Here is a 16,478-nt window from a genome sequence, read left to right on the forward strand (position 1 = left end):
TAACCACTCCCCGCCCACGCCGCACCGGTTAAAAATCAAGCTAGAACTTGATCGTCTGCAGCCCGACGCGCCCCTGCACGCGCACGGTGTCGTAGCGGCCCTGCAGCTCGAACTGCCCGGAATCGCCGGCCGGGACCACCTTCCAGATCTGCGACTGGTTGCCGTCCTTGCACGGCTGCAGCGCCAGCGGGGGCTTCGTGGTGTCGGTCACGCACATGCCGGGCTGAGCGGGCGGGATGATCAGCACCGAGTTGTCCGCGGCCACCGGGGCCGGTTGCAGTGACATCCGGGTGGAGTTGTCCTTCTTGTCGCCGGTGAAGTCGACGACGTCGCCGACCACCTGCATCCAGCTGTCCTCGCCGTCGTCGGCCACGTCGATCAGCACGCCGGTCCGCAGGTCGATGCCGAGCGCGCGCAACTGGGTGACGTCCGACCGTTTCGAGCTCGACGGCTGGTAGCTGGGCGGTGGGGTGGTGCGGGACGGCGCGGCCGAGGCGGACGGCGCCGGGGACGGGCCGATCGGGATGACCGCCCGGTGCGGACGGCGGTCCAGCAGGGTGCCGACACCCACGGCGGCGATCAGGACCACGGCGAACGAGGCGCCCACCGCGCGGTTGCGGCGGCGACGGTCGCCACGGCGGCGGATCTCGGCCGCGGGGGCGAGCTCGGCGGTGCGTTGGACCTGATCGGCGTACGCCCGGAGGCCGGGGTTGATCTGATCGTCAGACATCGCTGTGCTCCTCGTCCGACAAGAAGGCGGCCATGGCCCGGCGCCCCCGCGCCAGCCAAGTCGTGACCGTGCCGGCCGGGATTCCGGTCTCCTGATGGATCTCGGCCACGCTCAGGCCGACGAGGTGGTGCAGGACGATCACCCGGCGCTGGTCGGGCGGGATCCGGCGGAGCGCGGCGACGATCGCCACGTGGTCGGGGCTCAGCGCGGCGACGTGCTGGTCGGCGTCGTCGCGGCGGTGGGCGTGCCGGCGGTTGACCGCCTTGCGCCAGGTGCTCACCGCTTGGCGGTAGGCGACCTGGCGTACCCAGGCCTCGGGATTCTCGTAGCTGTTGATCTTGGACCAGCGGTTCCAGGCGCGCAGGTAGGCCTCGGCGACCGCGTCCTCGGCCTCGGCCTGGCTGCCCACCATCATCGAGACGTGGGCCAGGACCCGGCGCGAGGACATCGCGTAGAAGGCGTCGAAATCCTCGGCATCACGCATGAGTCACTTCGCGAACAGGATGGTCTGCAGGCCCGAGCGGCCCGAAGTACCAGTGGTGATCTTGCCGTTGTCGACCCGGACGATTCCGTACTTTCCCCGAAGTTCGAACTGGCCGGAGTCGCCGGCCGGGACCACGGTCCACACCTGGGCGGGCTTACCGGCCGCGCACGTCTCCAACTTCAGGGCCGCGCCGGCGGTGTCGGTGACGCACGAACCGGTTCCCAGGTCCTCGTTCCAGAACGGCGGCTGGATCAGGACCTGGTTCCGTGCGCCACCCGGAGCCGCCTTCAGGGACATCATCGTCGCGTCGGTCTTGCCGGTGCCGGTGAAGTCGACGACCCCGTCCTTGCCGATCGCGAGGTAGCGGTCCACCCCGTCGTCCGCGACGTCGAGGAGCACGCCCGCGTCGAGGTCGATGCCGAGGCTGCGGAGCTGGCTGACGTCGGCCTTGGTGGTCTTGGTCCCGGCCGGCGCGGCGCTCGGGGCCTTGCTGGTCTTCCCCGGCGAAGCGGCGGGCCTGCTCGACGGGGCGGTGGTGGGTGCGCTGCCCGCTCCGGCGGCGGCGGACGGGCCCGCGGGCGAGCTGGTGGGCGCGCCGGTGGCAACCGGTGTGTTGCCCGCGCAGGCGGTGAGGGCTGCCAGGGCAAAGGCTCCGACCAGGATCGTACGCATGGGGGTAGCTCCTTGTTCAGGGGTTTGTTACTGCCCCGAACACGCGCCGCGAGCCCGGCCGATTGCAGGCCTTGAATAACGGAACGATAACGAGCGCTCCCGGGGTCCGGCGGTGCCGGATCGGCCCGCCCGGGTCACTCCGAAGCCAGCGACGGTACGCCCGACGCGCAGGCCACCGTCATCGTGACGAAGCGGTTGCCGTGCTTGAACCGCACCGAGGGCCGTGCGCCCGGTCCGGGATCGGTCTCGTCGACCTTGTAGGGCTTGGCCGCGGTCCACGACAGGATGCGTGCCGTCGAGGTCCCGGAGCAGGACGCGCTCACCTCACCGGCGTCGGAGGTGAAGGTGCGTTCCGGCGCCGGTCCGGCCGGCGGCTCCGGCGCCGTCGTCTTCGGCGGGGCCGGCGCCGTGCCGGTGGGCCCGGCGCCGGCCGGGGCGGTACCGGCCGGCGCGGGCGCGGTGCCGGTCCGGGCGGGCGCGGCCGTGGCCGGGGGCAGTCCCGCGGCCGGCGGCAGGTTCGCGGCCGGGTCCGCCGGGTCGGCCGGCGCGGTGCCGGTCACGGCGGTCTTCGGGGTCGGGCCCGGGTTCGCCGGCCCCGGGGAGGAGGGGCCCGCGCCCGGCGGTGCCGCCGAGACCGGGCCCGCCGACGGGGCGGCGGCCTTGTCGTCCGGCAGCAGCAACCAGACCGCCATCGCGGCCAGGGCCGCGGCGCCGGCACTCACCGCCACCAGCCGGTTCCGCCGCCGCTCGGACGCCGGTGTCCCGGCCGGCGCCGGCGGGAACCCGCCGTTGCCGGTGGCCCCGGTGACGGGTGGCGGGAATCCGGGGTCGGGATGAGTCGTCGTGGCGGGCGGCGGGAAGCCGGCGGCGGCATGGGCCGTCGCGGTGGACGGCGGGAACCCGGGCTCGTGGATGGGGTCGGTCACCGGCTCGAAGTCGGCGAGGAACGGCACCGCGCCGGTGGCCGGGACGGCCGGGTCGTCGACGACGGTGGGCAGGCCGGCGCCGGTGGCCAGCAGGGCCGCGGCCTCGCGGGCGCTCGGCCGCGTGGTCGGGTCCTTCTGCAGGCAGCGGTTGCCCAGGTCGGTGACGTAATCGGGGACGCCGGGCACGGTCGGCAGCGGCGGCGGCTCCAGGTAGATGTGGGCCGACAGCATCTCGGTGGTGTCCTCGATGGACCACGGCGAGCGGCCGGTCAGCATCAGGTACAGGAGTACGCCCAGAGCGTACACATCGGAGGCGGGCGAGACGGCGTCGTCGAGCAGGCGTTCCGGGGCCAGGTAGGCGGGCGTGCCGTAGAGCATGTCGCCGTCGGCGCCCAGGCCCGCGGGGGCGATCGCCGCCGCGATGCCGAAGTCGACCACCTTGGCGCCGGTCGGCGCCAGCATCACGTTCGCCGGCTTGACGTCGCGGTGCACCAGGCCCTCGGCGTGGGCGGCGGCCAGCGCGGCGGCGACCTCCGCGCCGACCCGCAGGGCGAACCGGGGTGGCAGCAGGCCCCGGCCCATGCGCTGCAGCAGGGTGCCGCCGGGGACGAACTCCATCACGACGTACGGCTGCTCGCCGGTCTCGCCGTAGTCGTGCACCTGGGCGATGTTCGGATGGGCGATCGCCGCCGCCGCCTGGGCCTCCCGCCGGATCCGTTGCCGGGCGTCGGGGTCCGTCGCGGTGTCGCCGGCGAGCACCTTCACCGCCACGGTGCGGGCCAGCACGTCGTCGCGGGCCTCCCACACGACTGCCATGCCGCCCGCGCCGGTCGGGCGGAGCAGGCGGTAGCGCCCGCCGAGCAGGCTGTCGTCCTCGGCCACGTCGGAAGTCACCAAGGCATCTTGCCGTCATCCCTCGCCGAGCGCATCCCAGCGTTCGGCCGAGGGCGACCCGGTTTTCCGGACAGGTCTCCACCAAGTTGGACGGATACCTCAGCATAAGAACCGACATGCCCTACCACGCGTCGGCGGCATGGCGCTGAGGTGAGCGTTACCGCATAGCATTGCGCGCGGACATGCTGTCGAGGGTGGGGGAGATCCATGCGGGCGGACTTCCAGGACGAGTTCGCCCGGGTCGGCAGCACCCTCGTCATCATGGCCAAGGCGGTGCGGGAGGCGATGCGGCAGGCCAGCGCCGCCCTCTTCGCCGCCGACCACAACCTGGCCGCGCAGGTGACGGTGCGGGACGCCGAGATCGACGTGCTCAACCGGGTGGTCGACGACCGCGTGCAGGAGCTGATCTCGCGCCGCCAGCCGATCGGCGGTGACCTGCGGATGCTGCTGACCGCGTTGCAGGTGTCGGCCGACCTCGAGCGGATGGGCGGCCTCGCCGTGCACGTCGCCCGGGTGACCCTGCGCCGCCATCCGGTGCCGGCCGTGACACCCGAGCTGACCGGGTTGTTCAAGGCGATGGCCGCGGCCGCCGACGAGCTGTCGGCCAAACTGGTGACGGCGCTGGCCGACCACGACGCCGAGCTGGCCGCCCAGCTCGACAGCGACGACGACACCATGGACCAGCTGCACACCGATCTGTTCAGCGTGATGCTGAGCCCGGAGTGGCCGATGGGGGTCGAGGGCGCCGTCGACGGCGCGCTGCTGGGGCGCTATTACGAGCGGTACGCCGACCACGTCGTCAACATCGGCCACCACGTGGTGTTCCTGGCCGGCGGCGGCGTCAGAGCACCGCATGCGGATATCGAGCCGTGAGCTCGGTGAGATCCGGTTCGCCGTAGTAGGCCACCATCTCGGCGAACCGGGCCGCCGGTCCGGCCCCGAAGCGGCCGATCCGCGAGGCGTACGTCGCGGCGGTCACGAACACCGGCGGCGTCGACTTGCTGTGGAACTTGTCGGCGTACATGACGAGGCGTTCCTCCGCGGTCTCCGCGAGATAGTCACCCGCCGGCAGCGGCAGGTTCTGCCGCTCGATGTCCTCGCGGGTCAGCCCGACCCCGGTGTGATGCGCGCAGAACCGGGCCAGCTCGGCCGGGAACCCCCGCTCGAGAAGCGCTCGCGCACCGAGCACCCCGTGCCGGATGTAGGGCGACCCCGCGAGCAGATGAACCCCGACATCGTGGACGAGGCAGCCGGCACGCACCAGCTCGACGTCGACCTCCAGTCCGCGGGCGTGGACGAGTTGCTCGGCGACCGCCCAGACGATCTCGCAGTGCGTCAGTACGAGCTCGTACGCCTGGTCGTCCGGCGCCAGCTCCCGGTGCAGCGCCCGGATCCGCGAGATCATCGGCCAAGGATCGCACCCGGTCACGGCACCCGCACCACCGTGGTGGTCACCCGGACGGGCGCCGGGTGCCGGCCGGGCCTCGCGGTCACGGCGTGAGAGTGACCGTGACCGTCCGGGTGTAGAAGTGGCGGGCGGCGGTGCCCTGCTCGCGCGGGCCGTAGCTCGACTCCTTCTCGCCGCCGAACGGGGCGTGGAAGTCCACCCCGGTGGTCGGGGCGTTGACCTTCACCATGCCCACGTCCAGCTCGTTGGTCAGGGTCAGCGCCGCCCCGAGGTCGCGCGTGTAGAGGCCGGCGACGAGCCCGTGCCGCACCTCGTTGGCCACCCGCACGGCGGCGTCGGCGGATTCGGCCGGCAGCACCACGCACACCGGTCCGAAGTATTCCTCGCGGAGCAGGTCGTCACCGGCCGGCACGTCGGTGAGCAACGTCGGTGCCTGGAACCATCCGTCGGAGTCGGGCTGCTTGCCGCCGGTCAGCACGCGCGCGCCGGCCGCGCCGGCGCGCTGCACGGCGGTGCGGATCGCCTCGCGTGGCCGGGACTCGATGACCGGGCCGACCACCGTCGCCGGGTCCGCCGGATCGCCCACCGGCAGCGCCTCGACGGCCGCCGCCAGTCGCTCGGCGAACGGCGCCGGATCACCGACGACGATGACCCGGCTGGTGGCGGTGCACTTCTGCCCGGCGTAGCCCATCGCCGCCGCCGCGATCGCGGTCGCGGCCGCGTCCTGGTCGGCGTCCGGCAGCACGATCGCGGCGTTCTGGCCACCCATCTCGCACTGCACCGGGATGCCCCGTCCCACCGCCCGCCGGGCGACCGCCTGCCCGGCGGCCACCGAGCCGGTGAACGACACCGCGTCGGTGGTGTCGACGATCGCCTCGCCGGTCCGGCCGAGGCCGGTCAGCACCGTCAGCACCCCCTCGGGCAGCGCTCCGGCGAACAGCTCGGCCAGCCGGATGGCCACCGCGGACGACTGCGGGGCGGGCTTGAGCAGGACGGCGTTGCCGAACGCGAGGGCCGGTGCCGCCTTCCAGAGCGGTATCGCCACCGGGAAGTTCCACGGCGTGATCAGCCCGACGACGCCGTGCGGCCGGCGCCGGGTGTGCAACAGCGACACACCGTCGGCCGGCGGGTAGACCTCGCCCTCGGGGTGCAGGACCTGCTGCGCGAAGTAGCGCAGGATCGCCACCCCGCGGCCGATCTCGGCGCCCGCCTCACCGCGCGGTTTGCCGACCTCGCGGACCACCAGATCGGTCAGCTCACCGGTGGCCGCCGAGAGCGCCTCCGCGCAGGCGTGCAGGGCGGCCGCCCGCGCCGGCGCCGGTCCCCGGGCCCAGCCGGTGGCCGCGACCCGGGCCGCGTCGGCGGCGGCCGCCACCGTCTCCGGCGACGAGTCGGGAACGCTCACGACGAGGTCCGACGGCGCCTGCGGGGAACGGCTCTCGATCGTTGTCATGCTTGGTCCTTTCCACCGTCGGCGGCGCCGATCGCGATGACGGGATTGGTGAGCGTGCCGAGGGCGGCGGAGGTGATCTCGATCGTGTCGCCGGGCCGGGTGGTGAAATCGGCGTCGGGCACGACACCGGTGCCGGTCAGCAGCACCACCCCGGCCGGGAACGTCAGCGCCCGGAACAGCCAGCCGGCCAGGTCCTCGAAGCCGCGGGCCATCGCCGCGGTCGAGGTCTTCCCGGCGTACGCCTCGTGGCCGTCCCGCAGCACCCGCAGGCCGATCTCGAACGGACCCGGGTCCACCGCCCAGCTCGGCACGATCGCCGGCCCGATCGCGCAGGAGCGGTCGTAGATCTTCGCCTGGGGCAGGTAGAGCGGGTTCTCACCCTCAATCGACCGGCTGCTCATGTCGTTGGCGAGGGTGTAACCGAAGATCTCCCCGGCGGCGTTGAGCACCAGGCCCACCTCGGCCTCGGGCACGTCCCAGCCGGAGTCGGCGCGGATGCCCACCGCGTCCTGGTCGCCGACCACCCGCCACGGGCTGGACTTGAAGAAGAGCTCGGGCCGGGCGCTGTCGTAGACGTGGTCGTAGAGCGAACCGTGGCCGGACTCCTCCTTTCGCCCGTCGCGGCTGCGCAGGTAGGTCACGCCCGCCGCCCACACCTCCTGCCGGTCGACGGGCGGGAGCGTCTGCTCGCCGGGCATCTCGCCGCCGGTTTCGCGGGCCGCCGCCTCGACGATCGAGCGGGCCCGGTCGAGCGGCAGGGCGAGCAGGCCGGCGAGGTCACCGTCGAGTTCGCCCCACGCGCCGTCCTGGCAAACCGCCCAGCGTGACTCGTCGCCGGCCCGCAGGCGGTGAAGGGAGATCGGCATCTGACCATCCTAAGTCTGAGGAAGAGTGGCTGTTATCGGCTGCGCCGGGGCCGCCGCTAACCTGTTCAAGTGCTGTTCCGTGTGGAGATCGCAGACACGGGCCCGGCATCTCGAAGGGATTCATCGACATGCCCCGTGTGGTTCCGGCGGTCATCCGCGCGCTCGACATCCTCGAACTGTTTCTCGATCGCCCCCAACTGTCGGCCCGCGAGGTGGCGGAGCGGCTCGACCTGCCCCGCACCACCGTGCACGAGCTGCTGGTCACGCTCGTCGCGCGGGCTTACCTGATCTCCGTACCCGGTCAGCCGGTCCAGTACCGCCTGGGCATGCCCCTGTTCCAGCTCGGTGCCGCCTTCGCCGGGCGGCTCGACCTGGTCCGCGAGGCGCAGAACGTCGCCCGTGAGGTGGCCGCCGCGTGTGACGAGGCGGTCCATGTGGCCGTGCTCGACGGCGCCGACGTGGTCTATCTCGTCAAGGTCGACAGCACCCACCCGGTCCGGATGGTCTCCGGGGTCGGCCTGCGGCTGCCGGCGCACTGCACGGCGGTCGGCAAGATCCTGCTGGCGAGCCTCGACCCGGAGTGCCTGGACGCCGTCCTGACGAAGGACGTCCTGCCGGGCATGACGCCGGACAGCGTCACCGACCAGGACGCCTTGCGGGCCCAGCTCGACCGGGCCCGGTCGGCGGGCGTCGCGTTCGACATCGGCGAGTCCGACAGCGCCATGCGGTGCGTCGCCGCGCCGATCCGCGACCATTCCGGCGCGACCATCGCGGCCATGAGCGTCTCCGCCCCGATCGTCCGCTGGACCGCGCAGGCTCAGGCGGAGTGGCCCGACCTGGTCCGCGAAGGCGCGACCGCGCTGTCCGCCCGGATGGGGTTCACGGCTCAGCCCGAATAGCCGTCCGGCCGCCCGTGGTCGGCCCGCACATCGAAGCATTGACACCTCTCGAGGTGTTCCTCTACCGTCGCGTCCACGCACCGTACGAAATTTCGAACGGGCTGTCGAAATCTCGAACGACGCTGATCACATTACGCCTGTGGCACTGCCCAGAGCGTGCTGAACGCGCGAAATCTCTTGTGAGCTCCGCTTCGACCGGGGCGAACTTTCCGGCGGTGAACGACGGCGAGGGACAAAGGAGGCGAGTGGCGATGAAGGAAAACTCGGTGTGGTCCAGGCGCGACTTTCTCGGCGCGGGGGTGGGGGTGCTCGGCGCGGCCGGTCTGGCCGCGTGCGGGGGCACCTCCGAGTCGGCCCCGAAGACCCAGGCGGAGGTCCCCAAGGAACTCGTCGACGCGGCGGCGTCGATGAAGGGCACGTCGATGGGGGTGCTGTCGCAGAAGCTGTACTCGGTGACGGCCAACGGGCAGCTCGACGGGTCGATCAAGAAGTTCGCCGACGCGACCGGAACGAAGATCGAGAACAGCCTGATCCAGGCCGACGCCGGCGACGTGGTGGCCAAGATCGACGCCGAGGTCAAGGGCGGCGTGGCCCGCGACCTGGCGTTCATGACCGACTCCCGGTTCGTCGCGCAGTTCCAGGCGCTGGGCGACCTGCAGGACGTGACCGACGTCGTCACGGCGCTGACCGCCAAGTACGGCGAGCCCTGCGCCGAGGCCAAGAACTTCTGCGTCTTCGACGGCAAGTGGTTCGCGATCCCGTACCACTTCATCGGGATCGGGTCCTTCCTGCGCAAGGACTGGATGCAGGAGAAGGGCATCGCCCCCAAGGACGTCTACACCTGGGAGGAGTTGCGGGACCTGTGCCTGTCCATCTCCGACCCGGGCAAGCGCCGGTTCGGCTGGGGCATGACGGTGAACCGGTCCGGCGACGGCAACGGGATGATCGAGGCGCTGATCAACTCGTACGGCGGGGCGATCGCCACCAACGACGGCAAGAAGGTCACCTTCGACTCGCCCGAGACGGTGCAGGCGGTCACCTTCCTGGGCGACATCTACACCAACCCCAAGTACAAGGCGATGCTGCCGCCGGGCGTGGCCAGCTGGACCGACACCAGCAACAACGAGAACTGGCTCGCCGGCATCCTCGGCTACACCCGCAACAGCTTCAGCGTCTACGCGGACTCCAAGACCAAGAAGAATCCGGTGTACGGCAACACGCACGTCTTCTCCGACTGCGTCGGGCCGGCGACCGACAAGTCGCTCCTGCTCGGCCAGTCCCAGGGTTTCGTCGTGTTCAAGGGCGCCAAGAACCCGGCGCTGGCCAAGCTCCTCGCGCAATACCTGGTGAGCGCCCCGGCGCTGGTCGGGGTGGCCAAGGAGGCGCCCGGCCTGGTGATGCCCGCCTGGGCGAAGGTGTGGGACGCCGACCCGTACTTCACCGGCGGCGACCCGGCGTTCCCGATGGTGCGCAACATGTCGCAGCAGTCGCTCCCGCTGTCCACCAAGAACGGGCTGACCTTCCCGCAGAAGGCCAGCGCCGGTCAGCAGGCGGTCGTCGCGGCCTACGTCCTGACCGACATGATGCAACAGGTCATCCAGGGAACGGCGGCCGCCGCGGCGGTCAAGGCGGCGCACGCGAAGATGGTGCAGATCTTCGCCCAGCAGGGGCTGCCGCAGTGAGGTCGGTCCGTTCGGCGCCGGCCCCGGTGCGGCGGCCGGCCCCGCCGCCGGGGCCCGGCTCCCTCACCACCACCCAGCGGCGGCTGGGCCGGGACTGGCGGCTGGCGGCCCTGTTCCTGGCCCCCACCGCCCTGCTGGTCGGCGGGCTCGTGCTGGTGCCGATCGCCCGGTCGATCCTCACCAGCACGACCGAACGGCACGGGGCCGAGAGCGTCTTCGTCGGCCTGGACAACTACCTCGCCCTCGTGGGCGACGACCAGTTCCGTACGGGCGTGGTGAACTCGTTCGTCTTCACCTCCTACGCCGAGATCTTCAAGGTGGTGCTGGGCCTCGCCGCGGCCCTGCTGCTGCACCACCGCCGGCGCGGCCGAGCCGTGCTGACCGGCCTTCTCCTGGTGCCGTGGGTGGTGCCGACGGTGGTGACCGCGTTCAGCTGGCGGGCCCTGTTCGACCCGATCTTCGGCAGCGTCAACACCCTGCTCACCGATTCCGGCATCGGGCCGCTGCTCGCCTCCGCCCATCTGGTGGACAGCTGGCCCGCGGGCTGGCTGTCCGACCCGTCGCTGGCCATGCCGTCGGTGATCCTGGTCAACGTCTGGAAGGGGGTGCCCTTCTTCACCGTCTGCTTCCTCGCCGGGCTGAAGGCCATCCCGGCCGACCAGTACGAGGCGGCGACCATCGACGGTGCCTCGGCGGTGCAGCGGTTCCTGCACGTGACGCTGCCCGGCCTGCGCCACGTGATCACGGTGACGGTGACCCTGTCGTCGATCTGGACGTTCAACAACTTCGACCTGATCTGGTTGCTGACCCAGGGCGGACCCGGCGACGTGACCGCGCCGTACGTGCTCGTCGCGTACTCGAAAGCGATTTTGCAGTTGCAGTACGGCGCCGGCGCGGCGGTCACGCTGGTCATGCTGCCGATCATCGGTGGCCTGGTGTTCGTGCTGGTCCGGACGTTGCGCCAGGACGACGGAACCGGGCGGATCCGGCACACCCGGGCGGGCCGGTGGCGGGGGACGGCTCGAAAGGTGCTGCCGTGGGCCGTCACCGTGGTGTTCGTCGGCGCGCTGGCCTGGGCGTCGCCGCACATCTTCTGGAAGGCGGCGGTGGTCCTCGGGGTGATCCTGCTGGTCGCCGCGGTGGCCGGCCGGGTGGTCTCGGTGCTTCAGGCCCGGGGTGGTCGCCGGGCCTCGTCGGTCGTGTCGGGGATCGGTTCCGGGGTGGCGCTGGCCGGCCTGCTCGCGTTCGTGCTCGGCCCGCTCTACTGGATCGCGGTCACCGCCTTCAAGTCCGAGGGCCAGGTCGTCACCCGCATGAACGACCTGTGGCCGACGCCGTGGACCCTGGAGCAGTTCGGTGCGCTGTTCACCAACCAGCCGTTCGGCCGCTGGTATGTCAACACCCTGCTGGTGTCCGCGGCGTCCACCGCGGTGGCCCTGGTCTGTGCCGTCCTGGCCGGCTACGCGCTGGCCCGGCTGCGGTTCCGCGGGGCGCAGGGCTTCACCGTCACGGTGCTGCTCACCTACGTGATGCCGGGCGCGCTGCTGTTCATCCCGCTCTACCAGCTGCTCATCGGGCTGCGGCTGACCGACTCGTTGTGGTCGCTGGTGCTGACCTACCCGACCTTCACCCTGCCGTTCGCGACCTGGCTGCTCACCGGGTATTTCGCGTCGATCCCGGCGGAGTTGGAGGAGGCCGCGCTCGTCGACGGCTGCACCCGGGTCCAGGCGTTCGGCCGGGTGGTGCTGCCGCTGGCCAAGCCGGGGCTGCTCGCGGTCGCGCTGTTCACGCTGACCAACGCCTGGAACGAGTTCCTCTTCGCGTTCGTGTTCATCACCAAGGACGACTACAAGACGCTGCCGGTGGGGATGCAGTCGATGATCGCCGGGGACGTCGTGCCCCAGGGCCAGCTCGCCGCGGCGTCCCTGCTGGTGAGCATCCCGGTGGTGATCATGTACGCGGTCGGTCAGCGCTTCCTGACCGAGGGGCTCACCGCCGGCGCGGTGAAGGGCTGACCCGTCACGACGTGGGGTGGCGCGGCTGCCGGAGGGGCAGCCGCGCCGCGGGTCGAGCTCGGATCGCCGGTGGTCAGCCGGCGCTGCAGGAGACGGTCGGCCAGGTCCAGTTGCCGTTGGCCATGATCGTGACACCGAAGTTGTTGCCGCTGCCGTTCGGTTTGGCGACCATCACGTACTGACTGGGCCAGCTGGCGCTGGTGTTCCAGGTGGAGCCGACCTTCGCCGGCGAGGGGAGGTTCATCGTCACGGTCCAGTTGCTGGAGCCGGAGACCGCCACGTTGAGGTTGTAGCGATCGCTCCACTTGTCCCCGGCGGACAGGGTCGCGGTGCAGCCACCGTTGCCGCCGCCGTTGCCGCCACCGCCGTTACCGCCGCCACCGTTGCCGCCGCCCGTGTCCCCGCCGCCGGAGCCTTCGCTCACGGTGAGGTTGGAGCTCACGTTGCTCTGGTAGCCCTCGGTGGCGAGGATCTGGTAGTTCGGCGTGCCCAGTTGCAGGCCGGCCTGCCGCCAGGCGTTGAAGTGGTTGGCCACGTTTATCGTGCCGCCGGTGCGCTTCTGCTGCCGGACGCTCCAGTACTGGTAGAACGTGGCGTTGCCCTGGATGGAGGGCTGGTTGACCCGCTGCGTCCGGTAGAGGTCGTAGGTGCTGCCGTCGGTGGTCACCGAGCCCAGCCGGGTGGCGCCGGTGCTCGGGTTGTAGTTCCCGAAGTTCTCGACGATGTAGTACTCGACGAGCGGGCTGGTCATCCAGCCGTAGAGGGCCAGGTAGCAGTTGCCACCGCAGTTGAAGGAACCGGAGTAGTTGACCGTGTGACTGGTCGAACCCGGGTTCCAGCCCTTGCCGACGACCGAGTTGTTGATGCTGTTCATCTGGACGCTGTAACCGCCACCGGCGCCCAGGTTCATGGTGACGTTGCCGTTGTCCTTCCAGTACGAGTAGAAGTAGCCGTTGTGCGTGCCGGTCGAGTTCGAGGTGACCGTGCGGTCGGCCTCGGCGTGCGCGGCTCCGGCGGCGGAAACCGAGGCCACGGCCATCGCCACGGCACCGGCGAAGCCGAGGAACAGCCGCGTGCGGCGGCGCCGGCGGCCGGTCGGGGGAGTTGACGTGTCGTTCATGTGGAGTCCCTTCGGAGGAACTGCGAGGACGTACCGGCAGCAGGACCGGACCCGCGCAGCCGGGCGCCGTGGGTGACGGCGGGACGCGTCGGCGTCGCACCAGGCGGGGATTCGCGGGCCGTGCCGGTCGACCGGGGAACCGGATCGCGGTGGACGATCCAATCGATGGTGGTCGAACTGCCGGTGGCGACATCATGTGCCGTACGCGACTGGCGTGTCAACAATTACCGGTAGCTCCCGGAAGTTTCTCGGCTCGTGCCGGTCGGGATTTTTCCCAGCTCAGGCCATCCTGGCAGCCACTCCACCTGGCCCAAAAATTCTTGGTTCTCTTGGTGCTCGGCGGCTGGGGCGCAACTTAAGTATTCCTTATCCGAAACTTCCGGAACTCCTGAGGAGGTGTCAAGCCGGGTGCGCGCCGGGCCCGGCACGGCCTGTCCAGGACGGAGACAGCACGACGGGCCGAGACCTGTGCCGGTCCCGGCCCGTCGTGACGCAGGTTCAGCTGCAGGTGGTGCCGTTCAGCTTGAAGCCGGTGGGCGCGCCGGCGTTGCCGGTGTGGTTCGCCTGGTAGCCGATGGTGGTCGAACCGCCGGCCGCGAGGGTGCCGTTGTAGCCGGCGTTGGTCGCGGTCACCGCGCCGCTTGCCGGGGCGTAGGTGGCGCTCCAGCCGGCGACGATCGTCTGCCCGGTGGGCAGGGTGAAGGTCAGGGTCCAGCCGTTGATCGCGGCGGTGCCGGTGTTGGTGATGGTGATGCTGCTGGTCAGGCCGGTGTTCCAGGCGCTGATCGTGCTGCTGACCCGGCAGGCGCCGGCGCCGCCCGGGTTGCTGGTCGGGGCGCTCGTCGGCGGCGTGGTCGGCGGGCTGGTCGGCGGCTTGCTGGTCGGCGTCGTCGTCGGCGGGGTGGTGGGTGTGCTGCTGCCCACGGCGTTGATGATGGCGGTGATGATGCCCTGCTGGGTCACGGTGAGGGAGCTGCGGTCGAACAGGCCGAACCCGTGCTGGCCGTTGTAGCCGTTGTCCCAGTAGGCGGTGGCCGCCCCGTACTTCTTGGCCGTGGACACCAGGGCTTTCGCGTAGTTCGCCCGGTACGTGTTGTTCGACGAGTCGTAGGTGGTCTTGTCGATCGAGCCGTACTCACCGACGAACACCGGATAGCCGCGCGTGACGAAGGTGTCGTAGACCTTCTTCATCGTGGTGTCCATGTAGTCCTCTTGACCCCAGGTCGACTTCTTCGCCGGGTTCTTCGCCGCCGACCCCCACTGCGTGATGTTGCCGTCCTCCTGGCCCGCGAAGTCCCACGGGTCGTAGTAGTGGACGGAGATCATGAGCCGCTGCTCGTTACTGGGGATGGAGCTCGACCGGTTCCGGTCGGTGGGCAGCACGAAGCCGTAGTTGCCGGTGGTGTACTCGATGTTGGTGTTCCAGCCCGGGATCAGCAGCCATCGGGCGGCGTTGTTGCCACCGGTCTTGCGGACGGTGTCCACGAAGATCTGGTTGTAGGCGTTGATGTTCGAGTAGCACGGCGAGGTCGGGTTGCCGTACTGACCGTCGAACTCCTCGTTCATGGATTCGAGGACCAGGTGGTCGTTGTAGCTCTGGAACTTGGTCGCGACCTGCTGCCAGACCTTCTGGTACTTGTCCTTGACCGTCGTCTGGTCGGCCGCGTCGCAGATCAGCCAGGAGCCGTTGACGCTCTTGTAGCCGTCGCCGTGCATGTTGACCACGACGTAGAGGCCCTGGTTGTAGGCGTAGTTCACGACCTCCGCGATCCGGTTCAGCCAGGCCGAGTTGACCGTGTAGCCGGGACCGGCCCCGATGTTCCCGAGATAGGAGACCGGAATGCGGATCGTCTTGAAGCCCGACGCCTTGACCCGGTTGATCAGAGCCTGGGTGATGACCGGGTTGCCCCACGCGGTCTCGCTGGGGATCCCGTTGGCGTTGGCCTCGAGCTGATTGCCGAGATTCCATCCGGCGCCCATGTCGGCGACCAGCTGAGAAGCGGTCAGCTGAGCGGTGACCTCGGCCGATGCCGGCCTGGTCATGCCGTACACGGCTCCGGTGAGGGCCAAGGCGGCGGCAGCGAATGCCAGCCCGGCCTTCCTGACTGTCGTACTCATCGATTTTCCTCTCGTCTCGAGCGCTGGACCGGCGGTGGATCCGGTTCGCGCCAGCCCGATCATCGAAGCGCTTCGATGGCGGTTCGGTCAAGAGCCCGGCGCTGGTGCCGGCTGCCTAGACTCCCTCTCGTGCGGATCGGGGCAAGGCGGCTGAGCGCCGTCATCGCGGGACTCCTGGTCGTCGTCGCGGTCGTGGCGGCGACAATTACCTACGTACGATGGCGGGCCGCCGGCGTCGCGCACCCGATCGCACCGCCCGCCGGGGCGGTCGTGCCGGACTTCGCCGGCCCGGGATACCAGGAGGACGTCTCCGTCCGCTCCCTGCTCGTCGCGCGCAGCCTGCGCAACGATCGCGGGAAGGCGACCGTACGCATCTACGAGATGCCGCCCGGCTCGCCGTGGCTGCGGTCCCGGCAGACCGTTGCCACCCAGCTCGACCACTGGGAGCAGATCGGCGACTGCGCCGACAACCCCGAGGCCACCCTCGTCGAGTGCGCCTGGCGCGAGCCGACCCGCTGGTGGCCCCGCGAGGTCGCGCTGACCATGGTGCGCCCGCGCCCGGCAAAGCCGGGCCAGGCGGACCGCATCTTCGTGATCATCGGCTCCGGCCTCGGCGATTAGCGCCGCCGCCCCCATCCGGACCTTCGTGTCAGGATGGCGCCTGTCGCCAACCTGACCGACAGCGGCTTCCGTCGATGACACCGGCCACGATGGACGGATGGCTGCCGAACGCGAGGTCAGCAAGGACGCGGACGCCCTCGAGCGAGCCGCCGGGCCGACCACCACCGGCGCAGCGCCGACCCAGACCCTCGAGCTCGGCTCCGGCGACCTGTTCCGGCAGCTCACCGACGCCCCCGCGGCAGCCGCGCCGGGTGGCGGCCTGACCCCGGAGATGCTGCTGGCCCTGCAGGGCTCCATCGGCAACGCGGCCGTCACCCGCCTCGTCGCCCCGCCACCTCCCGCTCCCGCCCCCGCATCCACCGCCGCGCCCGCGCCCGCCGCGATGCCCGCGTCCGCATCTGCCTCATCCGCATCCACCGCGCCCGCATCTGCGCCTGTCGTGACGGCCGCGCCCGGCCCCGCCGCGCCCGCATCCGCCGCCCCGGCTGCGCCCGCATCTGCGCCCGCCGCGATGCCCGCGCCCGCCGCGATGCCCGCGCCCGCCGCGATGCCCGCGCCCGCCGCGATGCCCGCGCCCGCCGCGATGCCCG

General features: G+C 71.0%; 14 protein-coding genes and 1 pseudogene. 6 read left to right on the forward strand and 9 right to left on the reverse strand.

The genetic code is table 11. The features are described from left to right. Positions 1 to 40: 40 nt before the first annotated feature. From Afe05nite_RS41115 to Afe05nite_RS44360, 4 genes are all read right to left on the reverse strand, one after another. Entirely contained in the window at positions 41 to 730 is a 690-nt protein-coding gene (locus Afe05nite_RS41115; RefSeq protein WP_203822778.1) for a ricin-type beta-trefoil lectin domain protein, read from the reverse strand. Next, on the reverse strand, positions 723 to 1,214 hold the full coding sequence (locus tag Afe05nite_RS41120; protein ID WP_203822779.1) for a sigma-70 family RNA polymerase sigma factor: 492 nt from the start codon (positions 1,212 to 1,214) through the stop codon (positions 723 to 725). Before Afe05nite_RS41120 ends, Afe05nite_RS41115 begins: the two co-directional genes overlap by 8 nt. A gap of 3 nt (positions 1,215 to 1,217) precedes the next feature. Further along, positions 1,218 to 1,886, reverse strand: a complete 669-nt coding sequence (locus Afe05nite_RS41125; protein WP_203822780.1) for a hypothetical protein — start codon at positions 1,884 to 1,886, stop codon at positions 1,218 to 1,220. A gap of 134 nt (positions 1,887 to 2,020) precedes the next feature. Beyond that, on the reverse strand, positions 2,021 to 3,706 hold the full coding sequence (locus Afe05nite_RS44360) for a serine/threonine-protein kinase (RefSeq protein WP_239118598.1): 1,686 nt from the start codon (positions 3,704 to 3,706) through the stop codon (positions 2,021 to 2,023). Between the two features lie 207 nt (positions 3,707 to 3,913). On the opposite strand from Afe05nite_RS44360, the gene phoU reads away from it, so the two are divergent. Then, on the forward strand, positions 3,914 to 4,579 hold the full coding sequence (gene phoU / locus Afe05nite_RS41135; protein WP_203822781.1) for a phosphate signaling complex protein PhoU: 666 nt from the start codon (positions 3,914 to 3,916) through the stop codon (positions 4,577 to 4,579). Here the strand turns inward: phoU and Afe05nite_RS41140 are convergent. The 3 genes from Afe05nite_RS41140 to Afe05nite_RS41150 form a co-directional block, all read right to left on the reverse strand. Continuing rightward, complete coding sequence (locus tag Afe05nite_RS41140; RefSeq protein WP_203822782.1) at positions 4,548 to 5,111, reverse strand: HD domain-containing protein; 564 nt, start codon at positions 5,109 to 5,111, stop codon at positions 4,548 to 4,550. The genes phoU and Afe05nite_RS41140 overlap by 32 nt on opposite strands. 85 nt (positions 5,112 to 5,196) lie before the next feature. Next, a complete protein-coding gene (locus tag Afe05nite_RS41145) occupies positions 5,197 to 6,567 on the reverse strand; it encodes an aldehyde dehydrogenase family protein (protein ID WP_203822783.1) in 1,371 nt (456 codons plus the stop codon). Then, the gene (locus Afe05nite_RS41150) at positions 6,564 to 7,433 is read right to left on the reverse strand and encodes a fumarylacetoacetate hydrolase family protein (protein ID WP_203822784.1); all 870 of its coding nucleotides are present in this window, start codon (positions 7,431 to 7,433) and stop codon (positions 6,564 to 6,566) included. The genes Afe05nite_RS41145 and Afe05nite_RS41150 overlap by 4 nt, the downstream gene beginning before the upstream one ends. 128 nt (positions 7,434 to 7,561) lie before the next feature. Between Afe05nite_RS41150 and Afe05nite_RS41155 the strand changes: the two genes are divergently transcribed. From Afe05nite_RS41155 to Afe05nite_RS41165, 3 genes are all read left to right on the forward strand, one after another. Beyond that, positions 7,562 to 8,332, forward strand: a complete 771-nt coding sequence (locus Afe05nite_RS41155) for an IclR family transcriptional regulator (protein WP_203822785.1) — start codon at positions 7,562 to 7,564, stop codon at positions 8,330 to 8,332. A gap of 251 nt (positions 8,333 to 8,583) precedes the next feature. Then, the gene (locus Afe05nite_RS41160; RefSeq protein ID WP_203822790.1) at positions 8,584 to 10,014 is read left to right on the forward strand and encodes an extracellular solute-binding protein; all 1,431 of its coding nucleotides are present in this window, start codon (positions 8,584 to 8,586) and stop codon (positions 10,012 to 10,014) included. Then, on the forward strand, positions 10,011 to 12,029 hold the full coding sequence (locus Afe05nite_RS41165) for an ABC transporter permease (protein WP_203822786.1): 2,019 nt from the start codon (positions 10,011 to 10,013) through the stop codon (positions 12,027 to 12,029). The genes Afe05nite_RS41160 and Afe05nite_RS41165 overlap by 4 nt, the downstream gene beginning before the upstream one ends. A gap of 73 nt (positions 12,030 to 12,102) precedes the next feature. Here the strand turns inward: Afe05nite_RS41165 and Afe05nite_RS41170 are convergent, their stop codons facing one another. Together Afe05nite_RS41170 and Afe05nite_RS41175 are read right to left on the reverse strand one after the other, a co-directional pair. Beyond that, the gene (locus Afe05nite_RS41170; protein WP_203822787.1) at positions 12,103 to 13,149 is read right to left on the reverse strand and encodes a glycoside hydrolase family 11 protein; all 1,047 of its coding nucleotides are present in this window, start codon (positions 13,147 to 13,149) and stop codon (positions 12,103 to 12,105) included. A 498-nt stretch (positions 13,150 to 13,647) separates the two neighbouring features. Beyond that, positions 13,648 to 15,267, reverse strand: coding sequence for a cellulase family glycosylhydrolase (locus tag Afe05nite_RS41175; RefSeq protein WP_203822788.1), 1,620 nt, complete (start codon positions 15,265 to 15,267; stop codon positions 13,648 to 13,650). Positions 15,268 to 15,396: 129 nt separating this feature from the next. Between Afe05nite_RS41175 and Afe05nite_RS41180 the strand changes: the two genes are divergently transcribed. Together Afe05nite_RS41180 and Afe05nite_RS41185 are read left to right on the forward strand one after the other, a co-directional pair. Continuing rightward, positions 15,397 to 15,888, forward strand: a complete 492-nt coding sequence (locus Afe05nite_RS41180) for a hypothetical protein (RefSeq protein WP_203822789.1) — start codon at positions 15,397 to 15,399, stop codon at positions 15,886 to 15,888. Positions 15,889 to 15,985: 97 nt separating this feature from the next. Next, positions 15,986 to 16,478, forward strand: a pseudogene (locus Afe05nite_RS41185) (hypothetical protein); the annotation flags it as partial.

Origin of the sequence: Paractinoplanes ferrugineus (assembly GCF_016862195.1) — a bacterium.
GTDB classification, from domain to species: Bacteria; Actinomycetota; Actinomycetes; order Mycobacteriales; family Micromonosporaceae; genus Actinoplanes; species Actinoplanes ferrugineus.